Below are 24,269 nucleotides of genomic sequence, written 5' to 3'. Positions count from 1 at the left end.
TTTATTCACTCGCGGTTAGTGGCATTTCTACGAATTGCTGTTGATTGGTACGACTATTCATCCAAGCAGATTGACCGACTTTCAGGCCGCTTTCAGCACTACTCGCGAGCTTAACGCGCGGTAAATAACGACTATCTACTTTCATGTACAATTTGTATTTAATGTTGATTCCCATGTAACTTCTTACTAGGTGCTCTATCGCTCGAATCATCTTTTGGTCACTTCGAATACTCAGATAATGACGGTAGTTCTTTGGGCACAATTTGATATTGAGTTTTTGGCCAACCATTGGCGCATGTTTGCCCAACAATGCGCCCATTCCGAGCTGGCGGTTTTGGCCACGCCCCCCTAATTGGGTCAGAGAACATGGAGTTAATGGCTGATATTCAAGGCCGCTCGGTTCAATCACGAACTGCGCGCCAAAATAATCCTCTAGCAGGTGCTTTAACGCATGAGGGCAAGTTAGCTTTAATCCCAACAAGCCGCTGTACTGAATCAAGTGTGATTTTGGTACTACGTCGTTGGCTTCATGTTGACCACCAAAGCTCGACAACATGGTGGTCACAGACTGTTTATGCTGATTCCAACTGAAGGTTTCTTCTTCTAACTGGCTGCATAGGTCGTGCTTAAGCTCTGTCTGACAATACAAACGAAAATAGCGATTATTAAAGCTATCGAAAAAGTCCAGTGCCGCCTCGTCACCAAGATCAAACTGGGCGCTCAAAGCCTGACGGTACATAGTACGAGGCATAACGCCGCGACTGCCCGCTAACGCCATCAATGGTGTTTTCATTACGTAGTGGCCTTGGCTATCGCTCGAGACACTGGTCACTTGTGTTTGATAATGCGCAGGAAGAGATTCCGCACTAAAGCGTAATTTAGGACGAATGCCACGATGCTCCGCGCGATGCTTGAACATCTGCCACGCTTTATCGAGTTCCACATGAAATTGACCCGTCGCTAGGCGCTCTAAAGCAGACTTTTGCATCCAGCTCTCCTTGGGAAGGTCATGAACTGGCCATCTTGTCCTTCAAGTTTAATTTCAACCTGAGTAAAGCTATTAAAGCCGGCAAAATAGGAGAAAAATCGGTCAAGCAGATGGCTGAACAAAGTGACGCCACCGTTAATGTTGCTGCCATCAAGCGTCACGGTAATTTTGGTCCCATAAGCAAAACACGTTTTGCCCGATACGCGGATAGGAGCAACGACTTGCTCTTGATCGATACCAACTATCGACTCGATGTACACATGATTTTGCGAACTCTGATTATGGTTATAAAGCTCGAACACGTTTTTTAATGTGGCTTTAGGATCATCGGTTCCCAAGATTGCGTGGTAGTTAAAATGCAAATGGCAAAGCAACGACCAGACATTTCTGTTGGCGTCTTTACTGCGCATCGGTAAAGATGGACGACGCAACAATTCCATTTTTGCTGGAATGGTCAAAGACTCTCGGCACTCCACTTTACTGGTGACCGGCAGATAGCCCGCTTTAATGCCGTCACTTACCGTGCCATTAACCAACCAAGTACGAGGCTCACTTTGAGCACTGATATGATCAAGGTCTGCCACTTTTAGGCTGCTCTCCAACCCACCACTTTCGTGCAATGTTTGCACCAGCTGCCAACGCAAACCCGAGTGGTTTGGCGAGAATTTCTCACCATAAACTTGGGCAATACTGACAGGGGTAGCTTGGGTTACATCCAAAACGTCATCAACTGAAAACAGCTCTAAGTCATGATCTTGGCTCGCATCAAGCACGATAGGATAGTGCTTCTTAAAGAAGTCAATTTCGACAGGATCAGACACCGCTTGATGCAAGTTAACAATCGGGGTGGTAAACAGGCAAAAGTGTTCTTCGCTCAAGGTTCTCGCCAAGTCGACACTCAATTCATCAATGAACAGTTGCAGCTTAAATTGATGGCCGCGAACTCCTTTCAAAGCATCAGAGAAATCAAATCGGAATCCGTTAAAACGTTCTGAAAACATGAAGAATTCAGTCAATAACTTGAAGCCACCAAAGCTGGCTGCTTGATACGGTAATATGGTGTCGTCAACGTCGAAGCCGACGGGTTGCATCGCGTCTCGACCTAATTCAGATCGAGAGCCTTCACTCGCCACGCACACTTGAACGGTGCCTTGTGACAACAGGTCGTACAATCGCAAAGCAAAACTACTGTCACCCTTTAGGTGTACTTTAAGGCCATCAATATCAAGTTCAGATAACTCAACACCCGGGTCGATGGCTGAAATAGTAATTTCTATCAAAGCTTTGGCATGTTCGGCACCACGAGGTTTCGCAAATTCGAATGGGGCAAACGCAACGTTCACTTTTTCAATTTTTAGTGGGTACAAAGCAACGTTTTCAGTGGTACGAAAAATCGCACTTTCACCTTGTTCATCACGTAATTCGAACTCAGTACCGACTGGGATCTGGTGCGTCGCGTTCGCATCTTCATTGACAACAAAATCAAGCAAGCTGTACGACGGAATGGGGCGTAAATAATGAGGAAACAGTAAACGAATCAGGCTTTCTGTGAGCTCAGGAAACGACTCATCTAGACGCTGTTGAAGCTTGCCATTAAGCAGCGCCACGCTTTCTATCAATCGCGTAACTTGGGGGTCATCAATCCCATCTTGGTTGATCCCAAGAGAATTGGCCGCACCAGGATGACGGGCAGCGAACTGCGACGCTTCATCACGAATGAAACGCAGCTCTTGTTCGAAATAGGAAAGCAAAGTATCAGACAAGGTTCGATTTCCTTACATCTAGTTTGTTACGGCCAAAGTCCAAAAAGGAATCCAGTACAATCGCTTCATCCCCTAAATTGGAGTGCATGACAGCGGCGAGGCGAAACTTCAATTGATTGTGTTGATAAGAATCTTCATCGACGTCAATTTCCACTTGAATCAAGCGAGGCTCAAAACGTGCGATCAGATCAGCAATATCAGCCACGATCACATCGCTGTTCGATTTACTTTGTGAACGTGTCACGTTACGCAGACCAATATTCACAATGGTATTCTTCAATGCTTGGTCATTGGCTTCTGTTGCCCAAATAGGGGCACGGCTGGAAATCAAACCACATACATTTTCAATAATGGCGTCACGTTGAGCGTCCATATCTTCACGCCAGGTCTGCGTGAGTTTGGCCATAAGGCTCATGCGCTTTCCCCCACTTCTTGATTCGAGACAGAGGTAGTCAGCACCACTTGCGCATCCATCATTTCGTACTGATATTGAGGTTGAAGCATGATCTGACAGAGATAACGAGTCGGATCATGAGTGTCTTGTTCTATGCTCACTTGGCACGCCTTTAATGGATAGCGAGCCATAACGGAGTCCTCACCATAATCCACTTCGCTGATATAATGTTGGAGCCAGTTTTCAAGCGAGCGCTTACAATCAGAAGCACTGTCGTAACGACCAATTTGGTCGCGAATTTGCGCTTTGATGTAGTGACCAAATCGGCACGCCATTAAGTTGGTTTGTAACATCCCCAACATACGAGCCGCTTCATTAGGGGCCTGCCACACAGACTGATTACTAAAGAAACCTTTCTGCTCTGTAAGGTATAAGCTGCTCAAAGGAACAAAACCTTGCTCGGCCCAAAAACCATCTTCTTCGCTGTACAGGTCGACTTTTGCAGTAAGCGATGTAGAACCATCAACAATTGCGCCGTAAGAACCGGTTTCGTTATACGAACGCAAAAACCCAAACCAGCTGATCCGGTCAAACTCTCGAATCACATTCGCGGCCAGTAAGTAGCCACTGTTACCCCACAAGGCATGGTCACGATCATTTGCTTGGTTATAGATAAACCCCGCAGTGTACTGACGGTATGGCTGGCGCATAAGAAACTCAGGCATCACCAAGTGAAGAAAACGAGCAGAGGTTTTTTCACGTAATAGTTGCCAAGATCGGAAGTCTCGGCTGTCTAGAATCCGTTTAATTCTCGCGCTGTCGTGCAGTTGGCGATTTGGGTCATCACCGAAGAAAAACTCATCGAGGCCAAGTACCATTGGGCATAACGCACGCTCACCTAGCTCTGATAACAACTGCAAGGTATAAAGATCATCATGATCTTGCTCATCGCTGTAATCTGAGCTGACTTTGTGATCAACCAGCACCAAGCCAAATGGTGTGCCACCCGCCGTGTCAAACTCGTTGGAATAAAGCTTTTTAAACAAAGCAGTTTGCTTTATGTCGAACGAATAGTTGAGATCGTTTGAAACCATGTCCCAGCTTAGGTCAAGTGCTTTCACTTTGACTCGTCGCTGTGACACGGGCAGCTCAGTCAACATTTGCAGCCCTGACCAACTCGCTTCAAGTTGCTTAAAGTCGTTGTGTTGCATGACTTCAGATAATTGTTCACTGATCGTTTGATCTAGCTGAACGATCAGTTGGGTTAAAAGTGCTTTGAATTGGACACTCTCATTCTCTTTTGCAAGCGGCAATAACTCATGCCAAGCGAGCTTGGCAAGTGCAGGGGAAATCATTGCTATTCGAGATTGAGTTATCATGCAGTGTCCAAATCAAAGCCGTTTAACGGTACACATCGTCGGAAAAAATTCGGGGACTGTCGCCCCCGAATTAAATTAACCTGGGATGTTCGCTACCATGCGCAAGGAAGTGCTGAGCTCTTCCATTTGCAACCAAGGGCGTAAATACGCGACTGCAGAATAGGCACCCGGTCGTCCGGCTTGCTCTTCTACGGTTACCTTCGCTTCAACAAGTGGGTGACGAGCTTTCGCTTCGTTGCCAATTGCGTTCGGGTTAACGTATTGATGAATCCAAGTATTTAGGTCTTTTTCTACGTCGTTTGGATCTAGGTTTGAACCGATACGGTCACGTCCCATCACTTTCAAGAACTGAGCAATACGGCTGCTTGCCATGGTGTAAGGCAAGCGCGCTGAAATCGCTGCGTTCGCAGTCGCGTCAGGGTCTGTATAGGTCTTTGGTTTATGGGTCGTTTGAGCGCCCATAAATACGGCGTAGTTGGTATTCTTGTAGTGAACCAATGGTAGGAAACCAAGGTCGCTGAGCTCTTTTTCACGCTCATCAGTTAGATTCACTTCTGTCGGGCATTGCTGCAGCAAATCGCCAGCATTCGAGTAGTAAGTAAAGTTAGATAAATTCTCAACCTTACCGCCATTTTCAGTACCACGAATCGCCGTACACCAGCCAAATTGGGTATACGCTTGAGTCAGCAGTAAACCGAACTCGTATGCCGCGTTGCTCCAAACAAAGTCTTGATCAGATTCAACGATTTGCTGACCGTTTTCACGTGTTTTCAGCTCCTCAAAATCAAACGACTTCACTTGCACGGTCTCAGAACCATAAGGCAAGCGAGCAATGGTTTTTGGCAGCGTTAACGCCACGTAACGTGAGTCATCACTTTCTCGGAACGCATTCCAACTCGCATACGCAGGCGAATCAAAACCAGCTGCTACAGGTTTGCCATCAGCAAAAGTTGCAAAGGAATTGAAATCAAACATGCTTGCATTAGCAGCCGCAACAAATGGAGCATGAGAAGCCGAAGCCACTTCACCCATGTAACGTAGCAGAGCCACGTCTTCGTCGCCGTAACCAAATTCGTAATCACCGATAAGCGCACCGTACGGTTGACCACCAGCAGTACCAAACTCTTCTTGGTAAACCATAGTGAAGAAACGGCTACGATCGATTGCTGGCGCATCTTCAAACTGCTCTAGCAATTCGTCTTTGGTGTAATCGGCCAACTTAATCTTCAAATCCGGGCCAAGCTCACTATTTTTAACAAGCTTCTGTAGACCTAACCATGTGCCTTCCAGCTTTTGGAAGTCACTGTTTTTCATGACAGAAGACAGTTGCTCTGAAATTTTACTGTCCAGTGCACTAATGGCTTTCTCGATTGTTAGGGTTAAGTTTTTATCCCATGTGACTGTGCCTTCCAACGCTTGCGACGTCAGAATGCTCAATAATTCTTTAGTTGTATCCACCGGCGTTTGTGCCGTTGCAGTGATCGCGCGATCTAAAACGCTCAACGATGCTTGCGCTTCTACAGCACCTTCGGTAGCAGTTAGTTGCTCAGTAGACATTATTCAGCTCCCTCTTTTTTCAAGCCAAGCTCATCGGCTAAACCTTGAATAGCATCAGCACTTTGTAAGACTTCTTTTAGCAAACGTTCCAAATCGCGTGAGCGGTCTGCTTTACTCAGCAGAACTTTCAACTGGTTGCGTGTCTCTACCAATTGCTTCAGCGGATCGATTTGCTCAACCACGTTTTCAGGGTGAAAGTCTTTCATTGAGCTAAAGTTCATGTTGACTTCAAATTGGCTGTCATCATTCGCCAGCTTGTTATCAACTTTGTAAGAAAGGGTTGGGTTAACTTGGCTCATTACAGTGTCGAAGTTATCTTTATCGATGCCTGTAAATTCACGCTCTTCCAAGTCCACTTTGTCAGATTCTGGTTTGTGACCAGAAAAATCACCAATAACGCCTACGACGAATGGCAACTCTTTGGTTTCAACTGCGCCGTTGGTTTCTACATCGTAAGTGATGCTCACGCGGTTTTTGCTGACGCGCTTATGTTGTGAATTCAATGCCATAGATGTGTCCTAATTAAGAAATTGCATCGTTGTAAAAAAGGCACTTCGCCAAAACGAAGTACCTCACTGTGCGGATTATTTAGAGCCAGACAGCAACTTACCTTGAGGTAGGTTGTAAGTGACGATTCCGCCGTCTTTGATTTCGCCGCCTTCTAGTTCGTAGTTATGTTTCTGAGAAATCTCTACGTAAGACAAAGAAATGCTTTCGAATGGTTGAGAGCCGTCGCTGCCGCTTACGTTGTAAGAAACAAGACGTGCTTTAGATAGCTTCACTTGGAAGTACAATTTCGCGCCAGAACCGTCAGATTCTGGTTTAGTGAACGCGATTTCTACAGTCTTGCCTTCTTTACCAGGGTTAAATAGGTAAGAAAGCAGATCTTCAGACGCACCATCCACTTGTTTTGCGATATTAACTTCGCTTAAAGCCACCATGCCTGCATCGGCGTTGTTACCATTACCGATATCCATTGCAACGTTGCGCACACCGCCCCAAGAGTAAGAAGAGATAGCAAACCAACTGTTGCCTTCTAGGCCTTCAACTGTTGCGCCACCTTTAACGTCGACGCCTTCAATACGCATGTAAATACTTGCCATATTTATTCTTCCTTATTTGCAAAAAAGAGGATCACCAACGAAGGGCTGTTGAGCCTGATGGTGATGGTTTTTCACTTTGTTGTTTTAATGGAGTATCAGCAGTGGAAGACTCTGATACTTGTCGTTCAACACTGACGGGTTCCGGTTCAATAACCGGAGCCACTGGTGTTGAATTGTTTTTAATGTCGGTCGCGACAATCTCTACATCCGGCAGCAAAACCTGATCGAGGTGATTGAGCCCTGCGGCATTAAAAATTTGGTTAAGCTGATCACCTTGTTGCTCTGCCATCATGTCTTGCAATAATTCAGGCAACGGCAGGTAGCCCCAGCGAATGGCTTTTTCGAGCAAAAATGACACCGGACTATGCGGCTCACTTTGGCGGAAATAATCGGATATTTCGCGTAACAGATGAAACGCCACATCACGATTCATGCTGTTAGTTTTGGCTGTCTGGGACAGGTTACCTGTCCCTAATGTCATGGGCGCTGCGGCTTCAACCGAAGAAGCAACGGTTTGGTTAATTCCACTTGATTCAGGCTGTTCAACGTGGCTCGATTCCAAGGCTTGATCTTGAGTTTCAGGAGCAGAAGCAGAGGCAACGGCTTTCAATTCAACCTTAACGCCGGTTAACTGCTGAAGTGCCGCGCTATACTTAGTCATCAGCCCTTTAACAAAATTGAAATTCGGACTGGCCACTCCAAGAGAATTCGCTTTCTCACGCGTTAACCCAGCTAACCGCCCTATTTGCTCCAGACACAGTGTTAAGTTATTCAGCTTTTGATTAATTTGCGCTCGCTCGTGTCCGACGTGCGCGCTGGCTTGTTGCTTAAGTTGATTCAACTCCCCTTTACGTTCTGCACTCTGGTAGTCGTAAAAAGAAATATCGCCTACCAACGGCTGAAAGAGCATCGGCGCATAAAGCAAGCTGCTCTCTTCACTGTCACCCAAGAGCTGAAAAAACGCCTTCACTTTGGCTTCATATTGCTCCGCAGCGCGACCTGCTTCACCGTCACTCTTAAGCTTACTTTCCGGTAATACTGGGTTAAGCGCATCCCACTGTTGCTCGACGAGATCGCCCAACCAAACTAAGGTATTTGACAGAGCGTCGAGTTGTTCATCAAGCACCACTTGTGACGCCATGAACCAACTCACCAGTTCAATATCGCGAGTCACCGTTTGAAACTGCTTCAACAGAGATTGCGATAATTGTTGCCAATTTTCGTGATTCTGCTCTTGTAGTATTTCACGTTCTTCTGCACTTGGATTTTGGCTTAATTTACGCATAGAAGTTTGCGCAACATTAAATTCATTGCGAAGAGGACGAAACGCGCCTTTGTCAGACTTTAAGTAAACGCCACACACGGCATCATCTTGAATTGGAGACATTAGCTCCGATATATATTTTTTACTGAACAACATACGCGATAATCTTGTAGTGAATACTTACTTGAGCAATAAGAAAATTAAAGGTACAGAGATCAACAAAAGCTCTAGGGAGCCCGTCGAACCCAAGAAGATATTAAACCCTGCCTAAATAAACGCCAATACAACTGTAAATTCTGTGATACTGAATCCAAACAAATAGGAATAATTTAAATAAGGACCTACAAATTTAGATGGTGCTAAATTAGAGTTAATCTAGCTAAATATGAGGACTAAAAATAACTTAACATTAATCGAATGTTATAAATTATATCTTTTGAACTACTAAAAAAAAAGACCCGATTCTGTATTTATATAAATGCCACATCGTACCTAAATATATATCATGATTCGCTAAAAAACCGCAAATCATTGATTAATAAGAACAGCAAACGATTGCAAATGTAACCAAATATTTCTCATCTTACCAGATAGGTATCTTAGCGAACCAAGAACAAATGAACTTAATTGCACTGAAATTAATTATGCCCATTTGTTAAATATATATATGTTCCAAATTTTCTAATTTAGTGTTTTTACTCTATTTTACTATGACAAACATAGGACAAATAATTACTTTACTTTCCACTAAAGTAATTATAAAAAGGCGAGGTTAATAATACACACAGAGATAAACACAATAAATATGGAAGTCATTACATGACATTTGTTCATTGTTTAATTTTTCTTCCTTGAATGCTCTACTATGTTATTACTTACATCTAGTATATACCTTTAAAACCCACTTTAGAGGTATTGTTATTTATTAAAGAACGCGGTGGTTATGCCAAATAGTGAAATAAAGAATGAGACTCGCCCGCTCACAGCCAAACTGTCAGACGGTAAAACTTATATCGTGACACACCTAGAGTGCGAAGAACGCCTCTCTCACGGTGTAACCATGTCTTTTACTATTGCATCTAACAACCAAATTTCGAGCAAACCTCTAGGTAAACCTCTTTGCATACGCTATAAACAAGCCAGCGAAACTCGCCAGTTTTTAGGCCTTGTTTCCAGTATTGAGTTGATGAGTCATAGTGAAGAGAAATCTCTCTATTTCTACCAAGTGCAAGCAGTTGACCCGCTATCACTATTAGCATATCGCCGTAATCGCCAGATATTCCAAAATCTGACAACTAAGCAAATTATCGAAAAAGTTATCGGTGATTCTGACTTCAAAAGCTATTTCAAACTTGCTATTTCTGGTAATGGTCAAAAACACGAATATTGCGTGCAACTTGACGAGAGTGATCTTGCGTTTATGCAACGTTTACTTTCTGCTGAAGGCTGGCACTATCATGTCGAACACAGTGATAGCAAACCTATCGTCACTATTGCTGATTCCAACCAATCATTTAAGGCGATTGAGCGCAGTACTATCGCCTTTCAAAGTGGCCTTCTAGATCCAGAAAGAGTCCTGAATCATTGGCAGCATAAAGCTCAAATCACGACCTCAAAATTATGTCTAGCGGATCATAGCCAAGAATTGGCTGACGTCTTTGATAGTGGTGAACGAAAAAGCGCAGCAGACGACACAATCAAATCGTTGGAAGACTATCGCTACGGCCAAGGGTTTGGTGACAAAAGTGTCATTCGCAAAGCTGCGAAGATCCAAATGGAAGCCCACGATGCCCTGCAAAGCACCGTAACGTCTAAGTCCTCTATCAGTGCTTTAGCCTGTGGCAAGCGCTTCAAATTAAGCGATCACCCGGTTGCATCATTCAATCAAGATTACTTCATCATCAAGATTGTTCATTCGGTAACGTGTGATGAATCGAGCCAACAAACCCACTATAACAACCACTTTCAAGCCGTTAGTTACGCAACACCGTTTCGCCCAGATGTCATTGATAAACCCCATGCTAATGGTATCCATACTGCGACCGTCACCGGCCCCAAAGGGGAAGAGATCTACCGAGACAAAGTTGGCCGTATTAAAGTTCACTTTCACTGGGACCGAGACGGAAAGCCAGACGAAAACTGTTCATGTTGGTTGCCCGTATCGCAAGGCGCGGCCAGTAAAGGGTTTGGTATGCAATTCATTCCACGAATTGGTGATGAAGTACTGGTTCAATACATAGACGCCAATCCAGATAGGCCAATTGTCGTCGGTTCAATTTACAATAAAGCCAATAGCACGCCCTACTCCTCAGCGACTCAAGCAGGAATAAAAACTCGCTCGACGCCGAAAGGCAGCAGTAAGCAAGGCAACGAATTACGCTTTGAAGATCAAAAAGACAAAGAGCAGGTCTTTTTGCACGCAGAAAAAGACTGGTTGCTCGATGTAAATAACGATTCAACATCAACAATTAAGGGCAAGGCGCTCACACAAGTTGAAAAAACACTCGATGTATCCAGCAAAGAAGCGTTCACCGTTAAGAGTGAAAAAACTCTGACCACCAATGCAAAAGATGATCTCTCGGCAGCAAGCGACAAAAACATTAACCTAGATGCCGGGTCCAACGCCTCGATTACTGCAAAATCTGCCGTAAAAGTCGACGGAAGCAGCATCTCAATTACGGGCAAGAGCAAAATAGAACTCAAAGTTGGCGCAAGTAAAATTGAAATCAGCGCCAGTGGTATAAAAATAGATGCGCCTCAGGTTTCGATAAGCGGAAAAGCCAAAGCAGAAATGAAAGCCGCAATGGTGACCGTTGAAGGGCAAGGAAAAGCGGACGTTAAAGCCGCGATGGTGAGTATTAATGGAAGTGCCATGACTCAGGTTAAAGCGGGTGCGATGGTTCAAATTCAAGGGGCAATTGCAAAGGTAAACTAATGAAGTTAATAAAAATCCCTTATGAAAATGCAAAGCAGATCTTCTCATTCTATGACGCTAACAACGAAATCTGCCAACTCGCAACCGACGGCATGTCACCTTACGAATTGATTCAATTGGCAATCGGTGAAGAACTTTACGCGGATGCCATTACTTACCTTGCACACGGAATGCCCGTCAGAGAAGCGATTTGGTGGGCCAGTTGCTGTGCCAGCCAACGTCAAGATTGGAACGAACAAGAGTTAGATGCCATTCGTGCGGCCAAAGCCTGGGTTCATACTCCGGATGAAACCAGTCGCCGATTTGCAGAGTCGATGGCAGAAAGTGCCACACTGGATACTGGCGCTGGCTGGGTAGCACAAGCGGCGTTTTGGAGTGGCGGCAGTATGACCAGCCCGAAAGATCCGATTGTTCCGCCTCCTGCCTATTTGTATGCACAAGCCGTCGCAGGAAGCATTAACCTCACCGCTGTTTTGCCTGATGGTGAAGAGGCAAAGCAACGTTACAAAAGCTATTTCGACATTGGTTTTAACATCGCCCAAGGCGGAAACGGGGAAATTTAGGATAATACTATGTTACCAGCAGCTCGAGCCACCGACATGCATATGTGCCCGATGCAAACTCCGGCAATCGTTCCCATTCCACACGTAGGCGGCCCATTATTACCAATGCCAAGTACTGTGCTTATTGGCAACCTTCCGGCCGCAACCTTAGGCCAAATGTGCGTGTGTGTCGGACCTCCAGATAGTGTTGTAAAAGGCAGTGCGACGGTACTTATCAATAATAAACCAGCAGCTCGTATGGGCGATCTTACCGCTCATGGTGGCACGATCATTATGGGAATGCCTACGGTACTCATTGGTGGATAATATCTTCCCTATCTCGCCTTCACCATATATGAATTTGGTCACTCTTTATCGTTCGGTGGCGAGAGAAATATGCCGATTTGTTGCTTTAGCGATAAGCGCTTGTCTTGCGCAGCTTGGAACATATCTCGCCACTCAGAGAAGGTTACGGTAATCGGGTTATAACTGTGTACTGGCTTAGTAATTCCGTAGCGTACTGCCTCAACTTCTGGTGCGAAGGTACCGAAGATTTTGTCCCAAATGATCAGGACACCAGCGTAGTTTTTGTCGATATATTGCGGGTTTTTCCCATGATGCACTCTATGGTGAGATGGCGTATTAAAAACTAGCTCAATTAAACCTAATGAGCGAACCCACTGCGTGTGGACAAAGAACTGCAAACCTAGGTTGAGTAGTACCGCAAAAATCACCCATTTCGGCTCAAATCCCAAGATGACCAGAGGTACCCAAAATAGCCACATTCCCGCAATTGGATACATTAAGCTTTGACGGAATGCGGTGCTAAAGTTCATTCGCTCTGAACTGTGATGGGCGACATGAGCGGCCCACATCCAGCGTATTCTATGACTTGCCCGATGAAACCAGTAATAGCAGAAGTCTTGTAAAATGAGTAGAGTGATAAACGAAGTCACGTTCATTTCGATCTCTAATAGCTTCCAACCAAATAGCCACATATAGAGTTTTACGATGAGTAGCCCAGTCAGTAGATCCGCAAGTTGATGCATTCCCGCTAGCGAGAAGTTGCATAACACTTCGGGCAATTTATAGGCTGAATTTTCTGGCAGTTTGCCCCGTCTTTGGCCAATAAAGTACTCTGCTAACATCAAACCGACAAACAGTGGGGCAAGCAGCATAAGCAGCCACTCTGGATGATCAATAATTGTTTGAAATTCCATTCTTATCTCCGAAAAAGAGTTACCACTTGGCGAAGTGATCTTCTGTTAGCCCTAGTACGTTGCTCAGCTCGTGCTTTGCCCCATCAGTGTCGATAATAAAACCACTAAAGTGACCGATAAATTGGCGAAAGTTGCTCTTAAGTAGCAGTAAGTTGAGTTTTTCGCTGCGTTTGTTGACTGGAGTAAAATGAAGATCGAGTCGACCATCCTCTGAGTGGATGTGCCAATCTTGCTCGATATGGTCACGATCGAAGGTAAAGTGGACAGAATTAAGTAAGTGCCTACGGCCATCTACCCACAACGCATTTTCGCAGCTCCCGGTTTCGTTAACGCCTGCGGCCAAGTTTAGGCCCAATAGGCTGCCGTCAATTTGAGTGCTAATACTTGCCCATCTCCAACTTGTCTCACGGCGCATATAGCCTGCTGAGAAGTCGTAGCCTGCCAAGGCATCTTCCAGTTCAATAACGACATCATCCACCTTTAGCGAGCCCTTTACTGAAAGCGCGTTATGTTTTTGGGTGTACGTCCAGCCTGAGTATGCGGTAGGCGTACAGACTGACAATGGCATGCTTCCATCGCTTGGTTGTAAGTGAACGTCTAGCTCTAGGTGCTTGCAGTTTGCTTGTACGCGCCAAAGGCCTTGTTTGATTTCAAAATGCAGTTTGTTTTGAACAATATGGCTATCCCCAGAATAGGAAGAACTTGCCATTTTCTTACCAAAGGACAGCGGCCTTAGCCAAGTCTTCTCGATGAGGCCATCATTTTCTATATCGTAGACGTAACAAAATGAAGAGCCCAGATAACGGATGTCGGCAATGGCAACACCGATGAGGTATCGCTCGGTTCTTAAGCTCACAAACTGAAACTGTTTATAGTGGAAATATTTAGCCAGCTTGCCTGCACTCTTATCCATACAATCTCTGTAGTCAAACCTCTGGGCGTTAATGTTTTCTGGAATGCCATCGAAGTGACCATAGACAGGCTTACCGTCTATCGAAATTAAACTCTCAGGAGCAGGACGTGTAGAAGTCATAATTTTCTTTACAAATAGTTAACACTTACGTCAGTTTGATCTAATCTAGGCATAAATATCAGGTCATTATCGGACATAAAGTGATTGGCGATCACGAACATGGCTGAATGGGCCTGTATGGAAAGCAAAAAAATAGGGTGCCTTTACGATGGAAGTTGTCGCTGAATACCGGTCTACAGACTATCGCCATCAATTGGGAGTAATGGATATCGCCTTGTTGTTAGAGGCGGTTGAGGGCCTTGGATTTAAACCTACCGCTATGTTGCAGGAAATTGGGTTCGGGAAGCTAGATTGGCAGGCTGAAAGCGCTCAAATGACTTATGCCGATAAATTGATGCTATTTCGCAATATAAATCGTCACTTTCAGGGTTTGGGCGTTGGCTTGCTAGTGGGAGAGAGAGCAAAGCTAAGTCACTTCGGCATTTTAGGCTATGCGATATTGAGTAGCCGAACTGTAGAACAGGCCATAACCACGGGGTTTAAATACCTTAATCTCAATGGGCCGGTTTTTTCAGTTAAAGTTATAAAGGACGCTCAAACTGCGGCGATTGTGCTGGAAAATGTGCTAGATATCGGTGATTTGCTGCCGTTCTGTAGCGAGTATTTTTATAGTGCCATTGCCTCTTTATTCGAAGAGCTAACGGGTGAAGTTCTTGCCGTTCGCTCATTGACTGTTCCTTACCCTAAAACGGATTACAGCCAGAAGTACAATGAACGGTTTGGTTGTCGCACCCAATTTGAAGCAACAAGCCTTAAGCTTAGTTTAGATTCTTCACAGCTGTCGATGCCCCTTAAAACTCATAACGCGGATATGCTGAATAACTACCTTCAGTCATGTGAGTCGGTTATGGCCGCGTTGCAATCTCCTTATCTACTGACGAATCAAATTAAGGCGATCTTATACACGAGTACTGGTGATTTCCCTTCGATAGAGGCGATCGCCGTTCAGTTCGGTTGCTCGCCGCGCACATTGAGAAGAAAGCTTGAGCAGAATCAAACGAGCTATCAGAATCTAGTTAGTGAAGTGCGTGCTGATATCGCCAAAGAGTTTTTAATCCAGACTAAGTTGACGATAGAAGAGATGGCGTTTCGGCTGGGGTACAGTGATACCGCCAACTTTCGTCGATGGTTTAAGCGTTGGACCGGTATGACTCCGCAACAGTTTCGTGGGGACAGTTAAAAAAGCCAGCGAGTATAGATACTCACTGGCTTTTGTCATCCCAAATACAGAGATTAAGCGTACTTGAGCTCTACAGCGTCTGCTTTATGAAAAGCATCGTGGGTAGCGAGTTGCTCAGCGTAACGTTTTAAATTAGCGAAATGCTCAATAGAGCCATTGTTGACCAGGTTCTCGACAATGAATGACATCATGATATCCGCCCCTGAGAGCGTGTCTTCTACCAAGTAGGTTTTACCCACTAAGCTTTGGTCAAAGTAACTCAATACTTTCATGGTCTCAGCATCCGCGTAGTCCGCTAAAAAGTTAGTTTCACAACCATCTTTAGTAACAAACAATTTTAATAGCAGCGGTAACATCGCCGAACTTTCCGCAAAGTGCAGCCATTGTGAATATTCAGTATACGCTCGCGTTCCACGCTCTGGTGATAACGCTCCCTTGCCGTATTTGTCGATCAGGTATTCGGTAATTGCCCCCGACTCCGTCACCACTAGGTCACCATCTTCAAGCACGGGTGACTTACCCAAAGGATGCACGCTCTTTAACTCAGGTGGCGCAAGAAAAGTAACATTGTCTCTTTGGTATGGCGTAATTTGGTAATCTAGCTCAAGCTCTTCCAACAACCAAATAATGCGTTTAGAACGAGATTTATTTAAATGGTGTAAAGTAATCATTGCCGTTGTCCTTATTTTGGTTGGTTCACTTGAATAACGAGCTTGCCGAAGTTTTTGCCTTCTAGTAGACCCATAAAGGCTTCTGGTGCTTGCTCTAAACCATCGACTAGGTGCTCTCGGTATTGCATCTTACCTTGTGCAAGCCATGCACCCATCTCTTCTGCGAACTCGTTGTAACGATGCGCGTAATCATCAAAAATGATGAAGCCTTGCATCTTGATGCGTTTTACCAACAAAGCGCCCATCAGAGCAGACATACGATCAGGGCCTTCAGGTAATGCTGTTGCATTGTATTGAGAAATCAAACCACACAGTGGCACGCGAGCCGCCGTATTCAATAGCGGTAGAACCGCATCAAACACTTTACCGCCTACGTTCTCAAAATAAACATCGATGCCGTTGTCACAAGCGGCCGCCAATTGCTCGGCAAAGTCTTCTGCTTTATGGTCAATACACTCATCAAAGCCCAGTACCTCTTTTGCGTAACGGCATTTTTCTTCGCCACCAGCAACGCCGACTACACGGCAGCCTTTTAACTTACCAATTTGACCTACTGTTGCGCCTACTGCGCCAGTCGCCGCAGCAACTACCAATGTTTCACCTGCTTTAGGAGCACCAATATCAAGCAGCCCCATGTAAGCGGTAAACCCAGGCATGCCCATGATGCCCAGTGCGAACGATGGATGAGCAGGATTCTGACCGAGCTTAATTAAACCTTCTCCATTTGATACCCCATAGTCCTGCCAACCTGTGTAAGCTAACACCCATTCGCCTACTGGAAAGTCAGCATTATTCGACGCTTCCACCTGACACACTGTAGCGCCAACCATAACGTCATCAAGCTCCACTGGATCGGCATAAGATTTGGCAGCGCTCATGCGACCACGCATATATGGGTCTAACGACAAATAGATGCTTTTAAGTAACATTTCGCCGTCAGCAATACTTGGAATTTCAGCTTGTTCAATGCGAAAATCAGCTTGAGTGGGCGCGCCAACAGGGCGAGAAGCCAGTACAACGCGACGGTTAGTAGCTTGAGTCATTGGATTATTCCTTTATGTCGTTATTGACCAATCTTCATAAAATTAGACCAGTCGTCTAGTGTTCATTTCAAAAAATCCCGCCGTATTAAACAGCGGGGATTATGTTTGTTATCTAGTTGAGCTACTTATCGGACAAAAAGTGCTTGGTTGTCACCAAGGCTTGCTCTAAGCCGGTTTGATTTTGGTTCAACTTACTCATTAAGCTTGCCCCTAACCATAAGTGATAAATGGTGGCGGCCATTGACTCACTGTCTAAGGCTTTAATTGAACCATCCTCAATGCCACTTTCTAAGCACTGACTAATGGTCGATATCACTTTATTGGCACCCAATAGTAAAGACTCTCGCATCGTTGGCGACAAGTCTGACACTTCGGCGCTGAGTTTTACCACTAAGCACTTATGAGCATTGCAGCTGCCATTCTCAATATTCAACCAACGGCCAAAATACGCAAGTAGACGCTCACGACCATTACCGTCTCCCAATACTAAAACACCATTAATGCGTTCTAAGTATTGATGAAAGTAGTCTTCAATTAACGCCTCACCAAATTGCTCTTTCGATTTAAAGTAGTGATAGAAAGACCCTTTGGGTACATCAGCGGTTTTTAATAGTTCAGACAAACCAACACTGGTAAAGCCTTTTGCTACCACAAGCTGGTAGCCGACATCCAATATATGCTGGCGTGTATCGTTGATTTTTGTATTCATAAGCCAACTGTAACCAAAATTAGACCAGTCGTCTAGTGATAATTATTGTGGCCGTTATTTGGCCTTACCCAGAGTTAACGTAACGCCCACCATCAACTTATTGCTGTCTGTCTTTGAGATCGGAAAAAGACTACAATGCGCGCCTTACAGAGCAAGTGATCATGAGCCAATGAAAGAACGTAAACTGGGCAAACGACTAAAAAAAATTGAAGCCATGGTAGAGTCTGGTTACCAGCACATCTGGGATTGCTGTTGCGATCACGGTCAACTGGGAGGCGCTTTACTGACTCGAAAAGCAGCTAAAATGGTCCATTTTGTTGACATCGTCCCTAACCTGATCGAAGAGTTAACCAATAAACTCAACCAATTGATGGTAAAACAGGAAGCCCCTCATTGGCAGACTTACTGCCTGGACGTCACCAAAATTCCTGTTGCGAGCAAGCAAGGAAAGCAGCTTATTATCATTGCAGGCGTTGGCGGTGATCTCATGACGCATTTGGTTCAAGAAATCACACTGAACAATCCCGATATTGAACTCGATTTCCTACTTTGCCCTGTTCACCACAATCACACATTAAGGCACGCATTAAACAAATTAGATTTACGATTGAAAAAGGAAGTACTGGTAGAAGAGAATCGTCGGATCTACGAAATTTTATTCGTTACAAAGGCTCTGAAACAAGACCCACACCTACCGAAAATAAGCGCTGTTGGTGAGCAAATCTGGCAAACCGAATCGTTAGAGCAACGCCGTGTAGCAACACGCTACCTTGCCACTACTCTCGCACATTACCAACGAATGATGGCAGGGAAAAAGCAAGACATCGAGCCCATTTTGCACGCTTACCAGCAAGTCAGCATATCGGAACTATAATCACTCTATATAACAATTCACTCTATATAACAATTCACTCTGTATAACAATTCACTCTGTATAAAAAAAGCGGCTTAATAAGCCGCTTTCAATCATTCAAAAATCGCAGTTAACACTGATTAGTCCAGTTCAACCAAGTTCTTTTCAAATGCTTCGTGTTGAGATTTCACCTCGTCGCTTGGTTCACCGCTGATCTTACTTACAACAATGATTGCAATTGTCGAGAAGATGATGCCCGGTACGATTTCGTACACATCAAACCAACCGCCTGTCAGTTGCTTCCAAACCACGATGGTAATACCACCAATAACAATACCAGCAAGTGCACCATTACGGTTCATACCAGACCAGTATAGGCTTAGAACAATAGCAGGACCAAACGCAGCACCGAAGCCAGCCCAAGCGTAAGAAACCAAACCAAGAACTGAACTATCAGGGTTCATAGCAAGAAACAACGCAACCAGTGACAAGCCAATAACCGCAACACGGCCAACCATAACAACTTGCTGTTGGCTCGCATCTTTATTGAATACTTGTTTGTAGAAGTCTTCTGCTAATGCCGATGAAGAAACCAATAATTGGCTATCTGCCGTACTCATAATGGCCGCTAAGATAGCAGCAAGCAAAATACCTGCAATTACTGGGTGGAACATCGCGTTAACAAGCAGCATGAAGATTTTCTCTCCATCAGCAATCTCGCCACCGGTTTTGGTTGTGTAAATTAAACCAACTAGGCCGACTAGCATGGCACCAAACATAGAAAGACCGGTCCAGATCACCGCGATACGGCGAGCCGTCGTCAAATCTTTGTTGCTACGAGTCGCTTTAAAACGCGCCAAGATATGTGGCTGACCGAAATAACCTAGGCCCCACGCCGCAAGTGAAATAATCGCAATAGCGGTAAGTGGCTCACCTTTCGTGTCATTCCACAACGTGAGTAGCTCTGGGTTAATCGCGCTGAGATCCGATGTTAACTGGCCAAAACCACCGTCCATCGCCGCCAATGGGACAATCAGCAGCGCCGCTGACATCAGTAGACCTTGTACTAAATCGGTCCAAGATACCGCAAGGAAACCACCAAATAGCGTATAAGATACGACACAGACCGTGCCTATCACTACGGCGACGCTATAATCAAGACCAAATACCGTTTCAAACAATTTTCCGCCTGCTACCAAACCTGAGCTGGTATAAAAGAGGAAAAATAAAAGGATAAAGAACGCAGAAATCGTTTGAATCAATTTCGAATTATCTTGGAATCGACGCGACAAGAACTCTGGCAGAGTCAAAGCATCCGTCGTGATACTGTAGGTACGCAGTCTTTTGGCATTAATAAACCAGTTTGCCCAAGTACCAATTAATAGGCCACCCGCTAACCAAAATGCCTCAAAGCCTGCCGCATAAGCATAACCTGGTAGCCCAAGTAGCAACCAGCCACTCATATCTGATGCGCCAGCAGACAAAGCCGCAGGCCATGGACCTAATGAACGACCACCCAAAAAGTAGTCACTTGAACTTGATGTACGCTTATAAGCAATCACGCCGATCGCTAGCATACCGATTAAGTACGCAATAAAAGTACCGGTAATAGCAAAGCTATTCTCGATCATGGTTTTCTCCTCATTTTATAATAATGGCTCTTCCGTGAACCTCCGCCCGTAAGCGGAGGCTTTTAGAAAGATGGTCAGTGGCCGTCGCTCCCAAGCTCTAGCAAGGTTGCATTACCGCCTACTGCCGTAATATTGATGGTGCGCGTTCGTTCTGTAACAAAGCGCAAAGCGAGAACCGTATCTAAAGCGGTAGGTAGCCCCACCAAATCGGTCTCACTGATAAACGAAACAATCGCGCCACTCCGTTGTGACAAACTGCGATTTAAGTTAATTGCCTCACCCTCGCCCCCCACAAAACCTACGCAGCGCACATCGCACTCCAATAAGCTTTGCGCTGCATCTACTGGCACAACTTGAACCGAATTGGTTGGCAACGTTGCCCCTACAGATGCACTGCTAAGTAAAGCAATAAGCTCTTCATCGTCGCTTGCGACCACGACGCTATTGCCGGCCAATAAGCTACACGTCAATTGTGCAATTAACGCTTGTTGCGCCTGCTGGCCTATTTCATCTTGAATTAATAAACTCACTCCGCGTCCTGCGATGTAAAGTTCATTCGTTTCGCCAGTTGGACCTGGCATTAAATGGCAAGGAGATAAAATGGCATCCCCTTGTTCCAAATGAAAGGTCATCACCTTAGCGAGTGACACATCATGAAGCGCGACTTCATTTTTAAGTGCCATCACAGCATCACTGCGTTGTTGATAACCGGTTATGTTCCAATTTTCCCACGCTGAGTAGGCATCAGAAAAACACGTAACTTGATGAACCATAATGCTTCTCCTTATGCATAAACCGGTTGAGTAAATCGGAATAAATAGTGCGGACCACCCGCTTTAGGGCCTGTGCCCGAAAGGCCTTGACCACCAAATGGCTGTACGCCAACAACCGCACCGACTTGGTCTCGGTTGATGTAGCAGTTACCAACACGGACATGTTTTTCAATCCAGCGGTAGGTCGTTTCGTTACGGCTGTGGACACCCATAGTCAAACCAAAACCTGTTTGGTTAATCTCATCGACCACTTTGGCAATTTCATTCGCCTTAAAGCGAACAACATGCAAAATTGGGCCAAAATGCTCTTTGCTTAACGCCGCGATACTGTCAATTTCAAACGCCGTTGGTGGAACAAAGTCACCGTGCTCACAACCATCAGGCAATGCCGTTTGAGTAATGAGCTTTTGGGTAGAAGTCATGTGTTCAATATGATCAAGCAAGCCTTGTTTAGCCGCTGTATCAATCACAGGGCCCACATCCGTTTTATGTAAATGAGGCAGCCCCACGTCAAGTTGAGCCATCGCGCCTTGAATTAGGTTGATAATTCGCTCAGCGATGTCTTCTTGAACATACAAGACACGCAATGCCGAACAGCGCTGCCCGGCAGACGCAAAAGCAGAACGAATGACATCACGTACGACCTGCTCAGGCAAAGCCGTGCTGTCGACAATCATGGCATTTTGACCGCCAGTTTCAGCGATAAACGGAACCGGCATACTGCCGCGGCTTGCCAACGTCGAGTTGATTCTCTGTGCGGTTGCGGTTGAGCCTGTAAACACCACGCCAGCAATGGCTGGATGAACACTGAGCGCGCCACCTATTTCTGCACCAATACCCGGAAGTAATTGGATAACACCAGCAGGGAAGCCCGCTTCTAGCATCATTTCAACGGCGCGTGCGGCCATTAGGCTAGTTTGCTCAGCCGGTTTTGCCACAACGGTATTACCGGTCACTAATGCGGCTGTAATTTGGCCTAAGAAGATCGCCAGTGGGAAGTTCCAAGGGCTAATACAAACAAACACGCCACGGCCTTGACGGGTGATCTCACGAGTCACATCATCGAATCCTTTTACTGGCTGAGGAGTAAGTTCTAACGCTTGATGCGCGTAATAACGACAAAAATCGACCGCTTCTCGCACTTCATCAATACTGTCATGGATGGTTTTGCCCGCTTCTAAATGGCACAGAGCCACCAGCTCAGCTAAGTGTTTCTCAAGGACATCTGCAAAATCAAGGAGATACTGACCGCGTTCGCCAGCAGATAGCGCTTGCCAACCAGCGACACTGTTTTGAGCAAGATCGATCGCCTCGGAAACATGATCAAGGTTAGCCATTGCAACCTGACCCACTGAAATCCGGCGATCATAAGGAGCAGTCACCTTAACCGAAGTATGATCCGCCTTGATCATGCTTTCGAACTGGTTTACACCATTTAAAATTGGCGCCGCTTGCCACTCATGCTTCATCCAAGCATCTACTTTGGCTTCAAAAGGCAAAGCTTCGCTCGCGACGTCAACGTTCACCCCGATAGCATTTTTACGCTCAGGAAAAATAGCAGGGGGTAAAGGTATCTTGGTGTTGTTGATGGTTTCAAACGCCAATAGCGAATCCACCGGATGGTGAGTCAGGCTTTCAACTGGGCAACGTGCATCCACCAAACGGTGAACAAACGAGCTGTTTGCGCCATTTTCCAATAAACGACGAACCAAATAAGGCAGTAAATCTTTATGACTACCCACTGGCGCATAAATTCGCACTGGCTGCTGATACGCTTCCATTGCATGGTTATATAACGAGTCACCCATACCATGTAAGCGTTGGAATTCGTAATCACTGTGCGAAGCCATCACCGCAACGGCGGTAACAGTATGGGCGTTGTGACTCGCAAACTGAGGGTAGATATTGCCACGCACTTGTGGGCTTAGTAAGAAACGTGCGCAGGCAAGGTAAGCCACATCGGTCGATTCTTTACGTGTATAAACAGGATAGTCGTCGTACCCAGCTTGCTGAGACCATTTTACTTCGCTGTCCCAATACGCCCCTTTAACCAAGCGCAATGGAATAGGGTCACCCTGCTGCTTAGCCACAGCAGTAAGCCATGTGAGTACCGGTAAAGCCCGTTTTGAGTACGCTTGAATCACAAGGCCAAACTTTCCCCAGCCTTTTACTGTTTCGCTGTTATACAGTTTTTCAAACAGTTTTAAAGACAGCTCTAAACGATCGGCTTCTTCCGCATCAATCGTAATTGGCACATCCAATTCACGTGCACGTACCAACAAACTGCTTAGGCTTTCAAACATCTCGCCCATCACACGTTCTTGATTAGCCACCTCATAGCGCGGGTGCAAAGCGGATAATTTGATAGACACAGACGGTGATGGACCAGAACCATTAGGTTCACGGCCTACCGCTTCAATCGCCATGATGTAATCTTTAAAGTACTTATTCGCGTCTGCTTCGGTTAAAGCTGCTTCACCCAGCATGTCATAGGAATAGGTAAAGCCTTTATCGCGCATCTTAGCGCCATTTTTCTGAGCTTCTGCAATGCTGCGACCAAGAACAAATTGATGCCCCATGATCTTCATTGCCTGATGCATCGCGTTACGTATAACAGGCTCCGACAGCTTGTTCACTAAACCATTAATGGCTTGAGTAGAGCTGTTGGTTTTTGAATCTTTAAGGCCCACTACTTTACCTGTTAGCATTAATCCCCACGTTGAGGCATTAACAAAAACAGAATCAGAATTCTTTAAGTGAGACTTCCAATCGGCTACCGTCAGTTTGTCTCGGATCAGAGCATCGGCGGTGGCTGCATCAGGAATACGCATCAAGGCTTCCGCAAGACACATAAGCAAAATACCTTCGTGAGTATCTAAGCTGTATTCAAGCAGCAACGCATCAATCATTTGAATCGACGTCTTGTCAGCGCGAATCGCTTCAATCAAAGCGGTTGTCTTTTGCTGCGTCGCCAGTTTCTCGGCATCGGTAGGCTTGGCTAAAGGCAGGAGTTGCTCTAGCCATTGGGTTTCATCCACCATATATAATGGTGAGATCAACGACCAAAGCTCATCAAGCGGCTGCTCGACAAACTCCGGCTTCAACACATCTGTTGCTGTAAACATGCGTTTTCCTCAATCTCAAGACCCGAACAAAATGTCGGGTTCTTCCTCAATGGCTAGCAGTGTATTTTGAGCTTGAGAGAGATACTTGTCAAAAACTCCGAGTTTT

The 24,269-nt window shown here is 45.4% G+C and carries 21 protein-coding genes; 5 read left to right on the top strand and 16 right to left on the bottom strand.

The annotated features are described in order from the left end of the window. Nucleotide 1: 1 nt before the first annotated feature. The 8 genes from QWZ04_RS10830 to QWZ04_RS10795 form a co-directional block, all read right to left on the bottom strand. The gene (locus QWZ04_RS10830; protein ID WP_290327847.1) at nt 2–988 is read right to left on the bottom strand and encodes a type VI secretion system baseplate subunit TssG; all 987 of its coding nucleotides are present in this window, start codon (nt 986–988) and stop codon (nt 2–4) included. Further along, on the bottom strand, nt 970–2,751 hold the full coding sequence (gene tssF / locus QWZ04_RS10825) for a type VI secretion system baseplate subunit TssF (RefSeq protein WP_290327844.1): 1,782 nt from the start codon (nt 2,749–2,751) through the stop codon (nt 970–972). Before tssF ends, QWZ04_RS10830 begins: the two co-directional genes overlap by 19 nt. Further along, nucleotides 2,744–3,166 (bottom strand): GPW/gp25 family protein, encoded by a 423-nt coding sequence (locus QWZ04_RS10820; RefSeq protein ID WP_290327843.1) that lies wholly within the window; start codon nt 3,164–3,166, stop codon nt 2,744–2,746. The genes tssF and QWZ04_RS10820 overlap by 8 nt, the downstream gene beginning before the upstream one ends. Continuing rightward, nucleotides 3,163–4,524 (bottom strand): type VI secretion system contractile sheath domain-containing protein, encoded by a 1,362-nt coding sequence (locus QWZ04_RS10815; protein WP_290327841.1) that lies wholly within the window; start codon nt 4,522–4,524, stop codon nt 3,163–3,165. Before QWZ04_RS10815 ends, QWZ04_RS10820 begins: the two co-directional genes overlap by 4 nt. A gap of 75 nt (nt 4,525–4,599) precedes the next feature. Then, nucleotides 4,600–6,081, bottom strand: coding sequence for a type VI secretion system contractile sheath large subunit (gene tssC / locus QWZ04_RS10810; protein ID WP_102524495.1), 1,482 nt, complete (start codon nt 6,079–6,081; stop codon nt 4,600–4,602). After that, a complete protein-coding gene (tssB, locus tag QWZ04_RS10805; RefSeq protein ID WP_102524496.1) occupies nt 6,081–6,590 on the bottom strand; it encodes a type VI secretion system contractile sheath small subunit in 510 nt (169 codons plus the stop codon). Before tssB ends, tssC begins: the two co-directional genes overlap by 1 nt. 75 nt (nt 6,591–6,665) lie before the next feature. Continuing rightward, nucleotides 6,666–7,184, bottom strand: a complete 519-nt coding sequence (locus QWZ04_RS10800; protein WP_290327837.1) for an Hcp family type VI secretion system effector — start codon at nt 7,182–7,184, stop codon at nt 6,666–6,668. A 31-nt stretch (nt 7,185–7,215) separates the two neighbouring features. After that, a complete protein-coding gene (locus QWZ04_RS10795; protein WP_290327835.1) occupies nt 7,216–8,604 on the bottom strand; it encodes a type VI secretion system protein TssA in 1,389 nt (462 codons plus the stop codon). A gap of 787 nt (nt 8,605–9,391) precedes the next feature. On the opposite strand from QWZ04_RS10795, the gene QWZ04_RS10790 reads away from it, so the two are divergent. The 3 genes from QWZ04_RS10790 to QWZ04_RS10780 are packed head-to-tail and all read left to right on the top strand — an operon-like array spanning nt 9,392 to nt 12,252. Then, complete coding sequence (locus QWZ04_RS10790) at nt 9,392–11,383, top strand: type VI secretion system Vgr family protein (protein WP_290327833.1); 1,992 nt, start codon at nt 9,392–9,394, stop codon at nt 11,381–11,383. After that, nucleotides 11,383–11,946 carry a DUF6931 family protein gene (locus QWZ04_RS10785; RefSeq protein WP_290327831.1) on the top strand — a complete coding sequence of 188 codons (564 nt, stop codon included), beginning with the start codon at nt 11,383–11,385 and terminating at the stop codon, nt 11,944–11,946. The genes QWZ04_RS10790 and QWZ04_RS10785 overlap by 1 nt, the downstream gene beginning before the upstream one ends. 9 nt (nt 11,947–11,955) lie before the next feature. After that, on the top strand, nt 11,956–12,252 hold the full coding sequence (locus QWZ04_RS10780) for a PAAR domain-containing protein (protein WP_102524501.1): 297 nt from the start codon (nt 11,956–11,958) through the stop codon (nt 12,250–12,252). Between the two features lie 38 nt (nt 12,253–12,290). Here the strand turns inward: QWZ04_RS10780 and QWZ04_RS10775 are convergent, their stop codons facing one another. Beyond that, a complete protein-coding gene (locus tag QWZ04_RS10775) occupies nt 12,291–13,145 on the bottom strand; it encodes a sterol desaturase family protein (protein ID WP_290327827.1) in 855 nt (284 codons plus the stop codon). A gap of 19 nt (nt 13,146–13,164) precedes the next feature. Beyond that, nucleotides 13,165–14,178, bottom strand: a complete 1,014-nt coding sequence (locus tag QWZ04_RS10770) for a DUF2804 domain-containing protein (protein WP_290327825.1) — start codon at nt 14,176–14,178, stop codon at nt 13,165–13,167. A 148-nt stretch (nt 14,179–14,326) separates the two neighbouring features. Between QWZ04_RS10770 and QWZ04_RS10765 the strand changes: the two genes are divergently transcribed. Then, on the top strand, nt 14,327–15,358 hold the full coding sequence (locus QWZ04_RS10765; protein ID WP_290327823.1) for an AraC family transcriptional regulator: 1,032 nt from the start codon (nt 14,327–14,329) through the stop codon (nt 15,356–15,358). 53 nt (nt 15,359–15,411) lie between these two features. On the opposite strand, the gene QWZ04_RS10760 is transcribed toward QWZ04_RS10765, so the two are convergent. The 3 genes from QWZ04_RS10760 to QWZ04_RS10750 all read right to left on the bottom strand — a co-directional run bounded on the left by QWZ04_RS10760 (nt 15,412) and on the right by QWZ04_RS10750 (nt 17,781). Continuing rightward, nucleotides 15,412–16,029, bottom strand: coding sequence for a glutathione S-transferase family protein (locus tag QWZ04_RS10760; RefSeq protein WP_290327821.1), 618 nt, complete (start codon nt 16,027–16,029; stop codon nt 15,412–15,414). Between the two features lie 11 nt (nt 16,030–16,040). After that, nucleotides 16,041–17,072, bottom strand: coding sequence for an NADPH-dependent curcumin/dihydrocurcumin reductase (gene curA, locus QWZ04_RS10755; protein WP_290327819.1), 1,032 nt, complete (start codon nt 17,070–17,072; stop codon nt 16,041–16,043). Nucleotides 17,073–17,193: 121 nt separating this feature from the next. Beyond that, complete coding sequence (locus QWZ04_RS10750) at nt 17,194–17,781, bottom strand: TetR/AcrR family transcriptional regulator (protein ID WP_102524507.1); 588 nt, start codon at nt 17,779–17,781, stop codon at nt 17,194–17,196. Between the two features lie 169 nt (nt 17,782–17,950). On the opposite strand from QWZ04_RS10750, the gene QWZ04_RS10745 reads away from it, so the two are divergent. Continuing rightward, nucleotides 17,951–18,655, top strand: a complete 705-nt coding sequence (locus QWZ04_RS10745; RefSeq protein WP_290327814.1) for a tRNA (adenine(22)-N(1))-methyltransferase — start codon at nt 17,951–17,953, stop codon at nt 18,653–18,655. A gap of 119 nt (nt 18,656–18,774) precedes the next feature. On the opposite strand, the gene putP is transcribed toward QWZ04_RS10745, so the two are convergent. From putP to putA, 3 genes are all read right to left on the bottom strand, one after another. Beyond that, nucleotides 18,775–20,265: a sodium/proline symporter PutP gene (gene putP / locus QWZ04_RS10740; RefSeq protein ID WP_290327812.1), complete on the bottom strand. Its 1,491-nt coding sequence runs from the start codon at nt 20,263–20,265 to the stop codon at nt 18,775–18,777. A 74-nt stretch (nt 20,266–20,339) separates the two neighbouring features. After that, nucleotides 20,340–21,038 carry a 1-pyrroline-5-carboxylate dehydrogenase gene (locus tag QWZ04_RS10735; protein WP_290327810.1) on the bottom strand — a complete coding sequence of 233 codons (699 nt, stop codon included), beginning with the start codon at nt 21,036–21,038 and terminating at the stop codon, nt 20,340–20,342. An 11-nt stretch (nt 21,039–21,049) separates the two neighbouring features. Next, complete coding sequence (gene putA, locus QWZ04_RS10730; protein WP_290327808.1) at nt 21,050–24,163, bottom strand: bifunctional proline dehydrogenase/L-glutamate gamma-semialdehyde dehydrogenase PutA; 3,114 nt, start codon at nt 24,161–24,163, stop codon at nt 21,050–21,052. Nucleotides 24,164–24,269: the final 106 nt, after the last annotated feature.

It is taken from the genome of Vibrio tapetis subsp. quintayensis (genome assembly GCF_030409945.1).
GTDB lineage: Bacteria > Pseudomonadota > Gammaproteobacteria > Enterobacterales > Vibrionaceae > Vibrio > Vibrio quintayensis.
Note: the sequence above shows the minus strand (reverse complement) of the source record. Positions and strands in the feature narration are given on the sequence as shown.

Bases quoted from the DNA above. Each gene is read 5' to 3' on its own strand.
- QWZ04_RS10830 (WP_290327847.1), bottom strand. From the start codon at position 988: ATGCAAAAGTCTGCTTTAGAGCGCCTAGCGACGGGTCAATTTCATGTG.
- QWZ04_RS10785 (WP_290327831.1), top strand. From the start codon at position 11,383: ATGAAGTTAATAAAAATCCCTTATGAAAATGCAAAGCAGATCTTCTCA.
- putA (WP_290327808.1), bottom strand. From the start codon at position 24,163: ATGTTTACAGCAACAGATGTGTTGAAGCCGGAGTTTGTCGAGCAGCCG.
- tssB (WP_102524496.1), bottom strand. From the start codon at position 6,590: ATGGCATTGAATTCACAACATAAGCGCGTCAGCAAAAACCGCGTGAGC.
- QWZ04_RS10795 (WP_290327835.1), bottom strand. From the start codon at position 8,604: ATGTTGTTCAGTAAAAAATATATATCGGAGCTAATGTCTCCAATTCAA.
- curA (WP_290327819.1), bottom strand. From the start codon at position 17,072: ATGACTCAAGCTACTAACCGTCGCGTTGTACTGGCTTCTCGCCCTGTT.
- QWZ04_RS10780 (WP_102524501.1), top strand. From the start codon at position 11,956: ATGTTACCAGCAGCTCGAGCCACCGACATGCATATGTGCCCGATGCAA.
- QWZ04_RS10750 (WP_102524507.1), bottom strand. From the start codon at position 17,781: ATGAATACAAAAATCAACGATACACGCCAGCATATATTGGATGTCGGC.
- QWZ04_RS10800 (WP_290327837.1), bottom strand. From the start codon at position 7,184: ATGGCAAGTATTTACATGCGTATTGAAGGCGTCGACGTTAAAGGTGGC.
- QWZ04_RS10765 (WP_290327823.1), top strand. From the start codon at position 14,327: ATGGAAGTTGTCGCTGAATACCGGTCTACAGACTATCGCCATCAATTG.
- QWZ04_RS10735 (WP_290327810.1), bottom strand. From the start codon at position 21,038: ATGGTTCATCAAGTTACGTGTTTTTCTGATGCCTACTCAGCGTGGGAA.
- QWZ04_RS10820 (WP_290327843.1), bottom strand. From the start codon at position 3,166: ATGAGCCTTATGGCCAAACTCACGCAGACCTGGCGTGAAGATATGGAC.
- QWZ04_RS10760 (WP_290327821.1), bottom strand. From the start codon at position 16,029: ATGATTACTTTACACCATTTAAATAAATCTCGTTCTAAACGCATTATT.
- QWZ04_RS10745 (WP_290327814.1), top strand. From the start codon at position 17,951: ATGAAAGAACGTAAACTGGGCAAACGACTAAAAAAAATTGAAGCCATG.
- QWZ04_RS10770 (WP_290327825.1), bottom strand. From the start codon at position 14,178: ATGACTTCTACACGTCCTGCTCCTGAGAGTTTAATTTCGATAGACGGT.
- QWZ04_RS10775 (WP_290327827.1), bottom strand. From the start codon at position 13,145: ATGGAATTTCAAACAATTATTGATCATCCAGAGTGGCTGCTTATGCTG.
- QWZ04_RS10815 (WP_290327841.1), bottom strand. From the start codon at position 4,524: ATGATAACTCAATCTCGAATAGCAATGATTTCCCCTGCACTTGCCAAG.
- putP (WP_290327812.1), bottom strand. From the start codon at position 20,265: ATGATCGAGAATAGCTTTGCTATTACCGGTACTTTTATTGCGTACTTA.
- QWZ04_RS10790 (WP_290327833.1), top strand. From the start codon at position 9,392: ATGCCAAATAGTGAAATAAAGAATGAGACTCGCCCGCTCACAGCCAAA.
- tssC (WP_102524495.1), bottom strand. From the start codon at position 6,081: ATGTCTACTGAGCAACTAACTGCTACCGAAGGTGCTGTAGAAGCGCAA.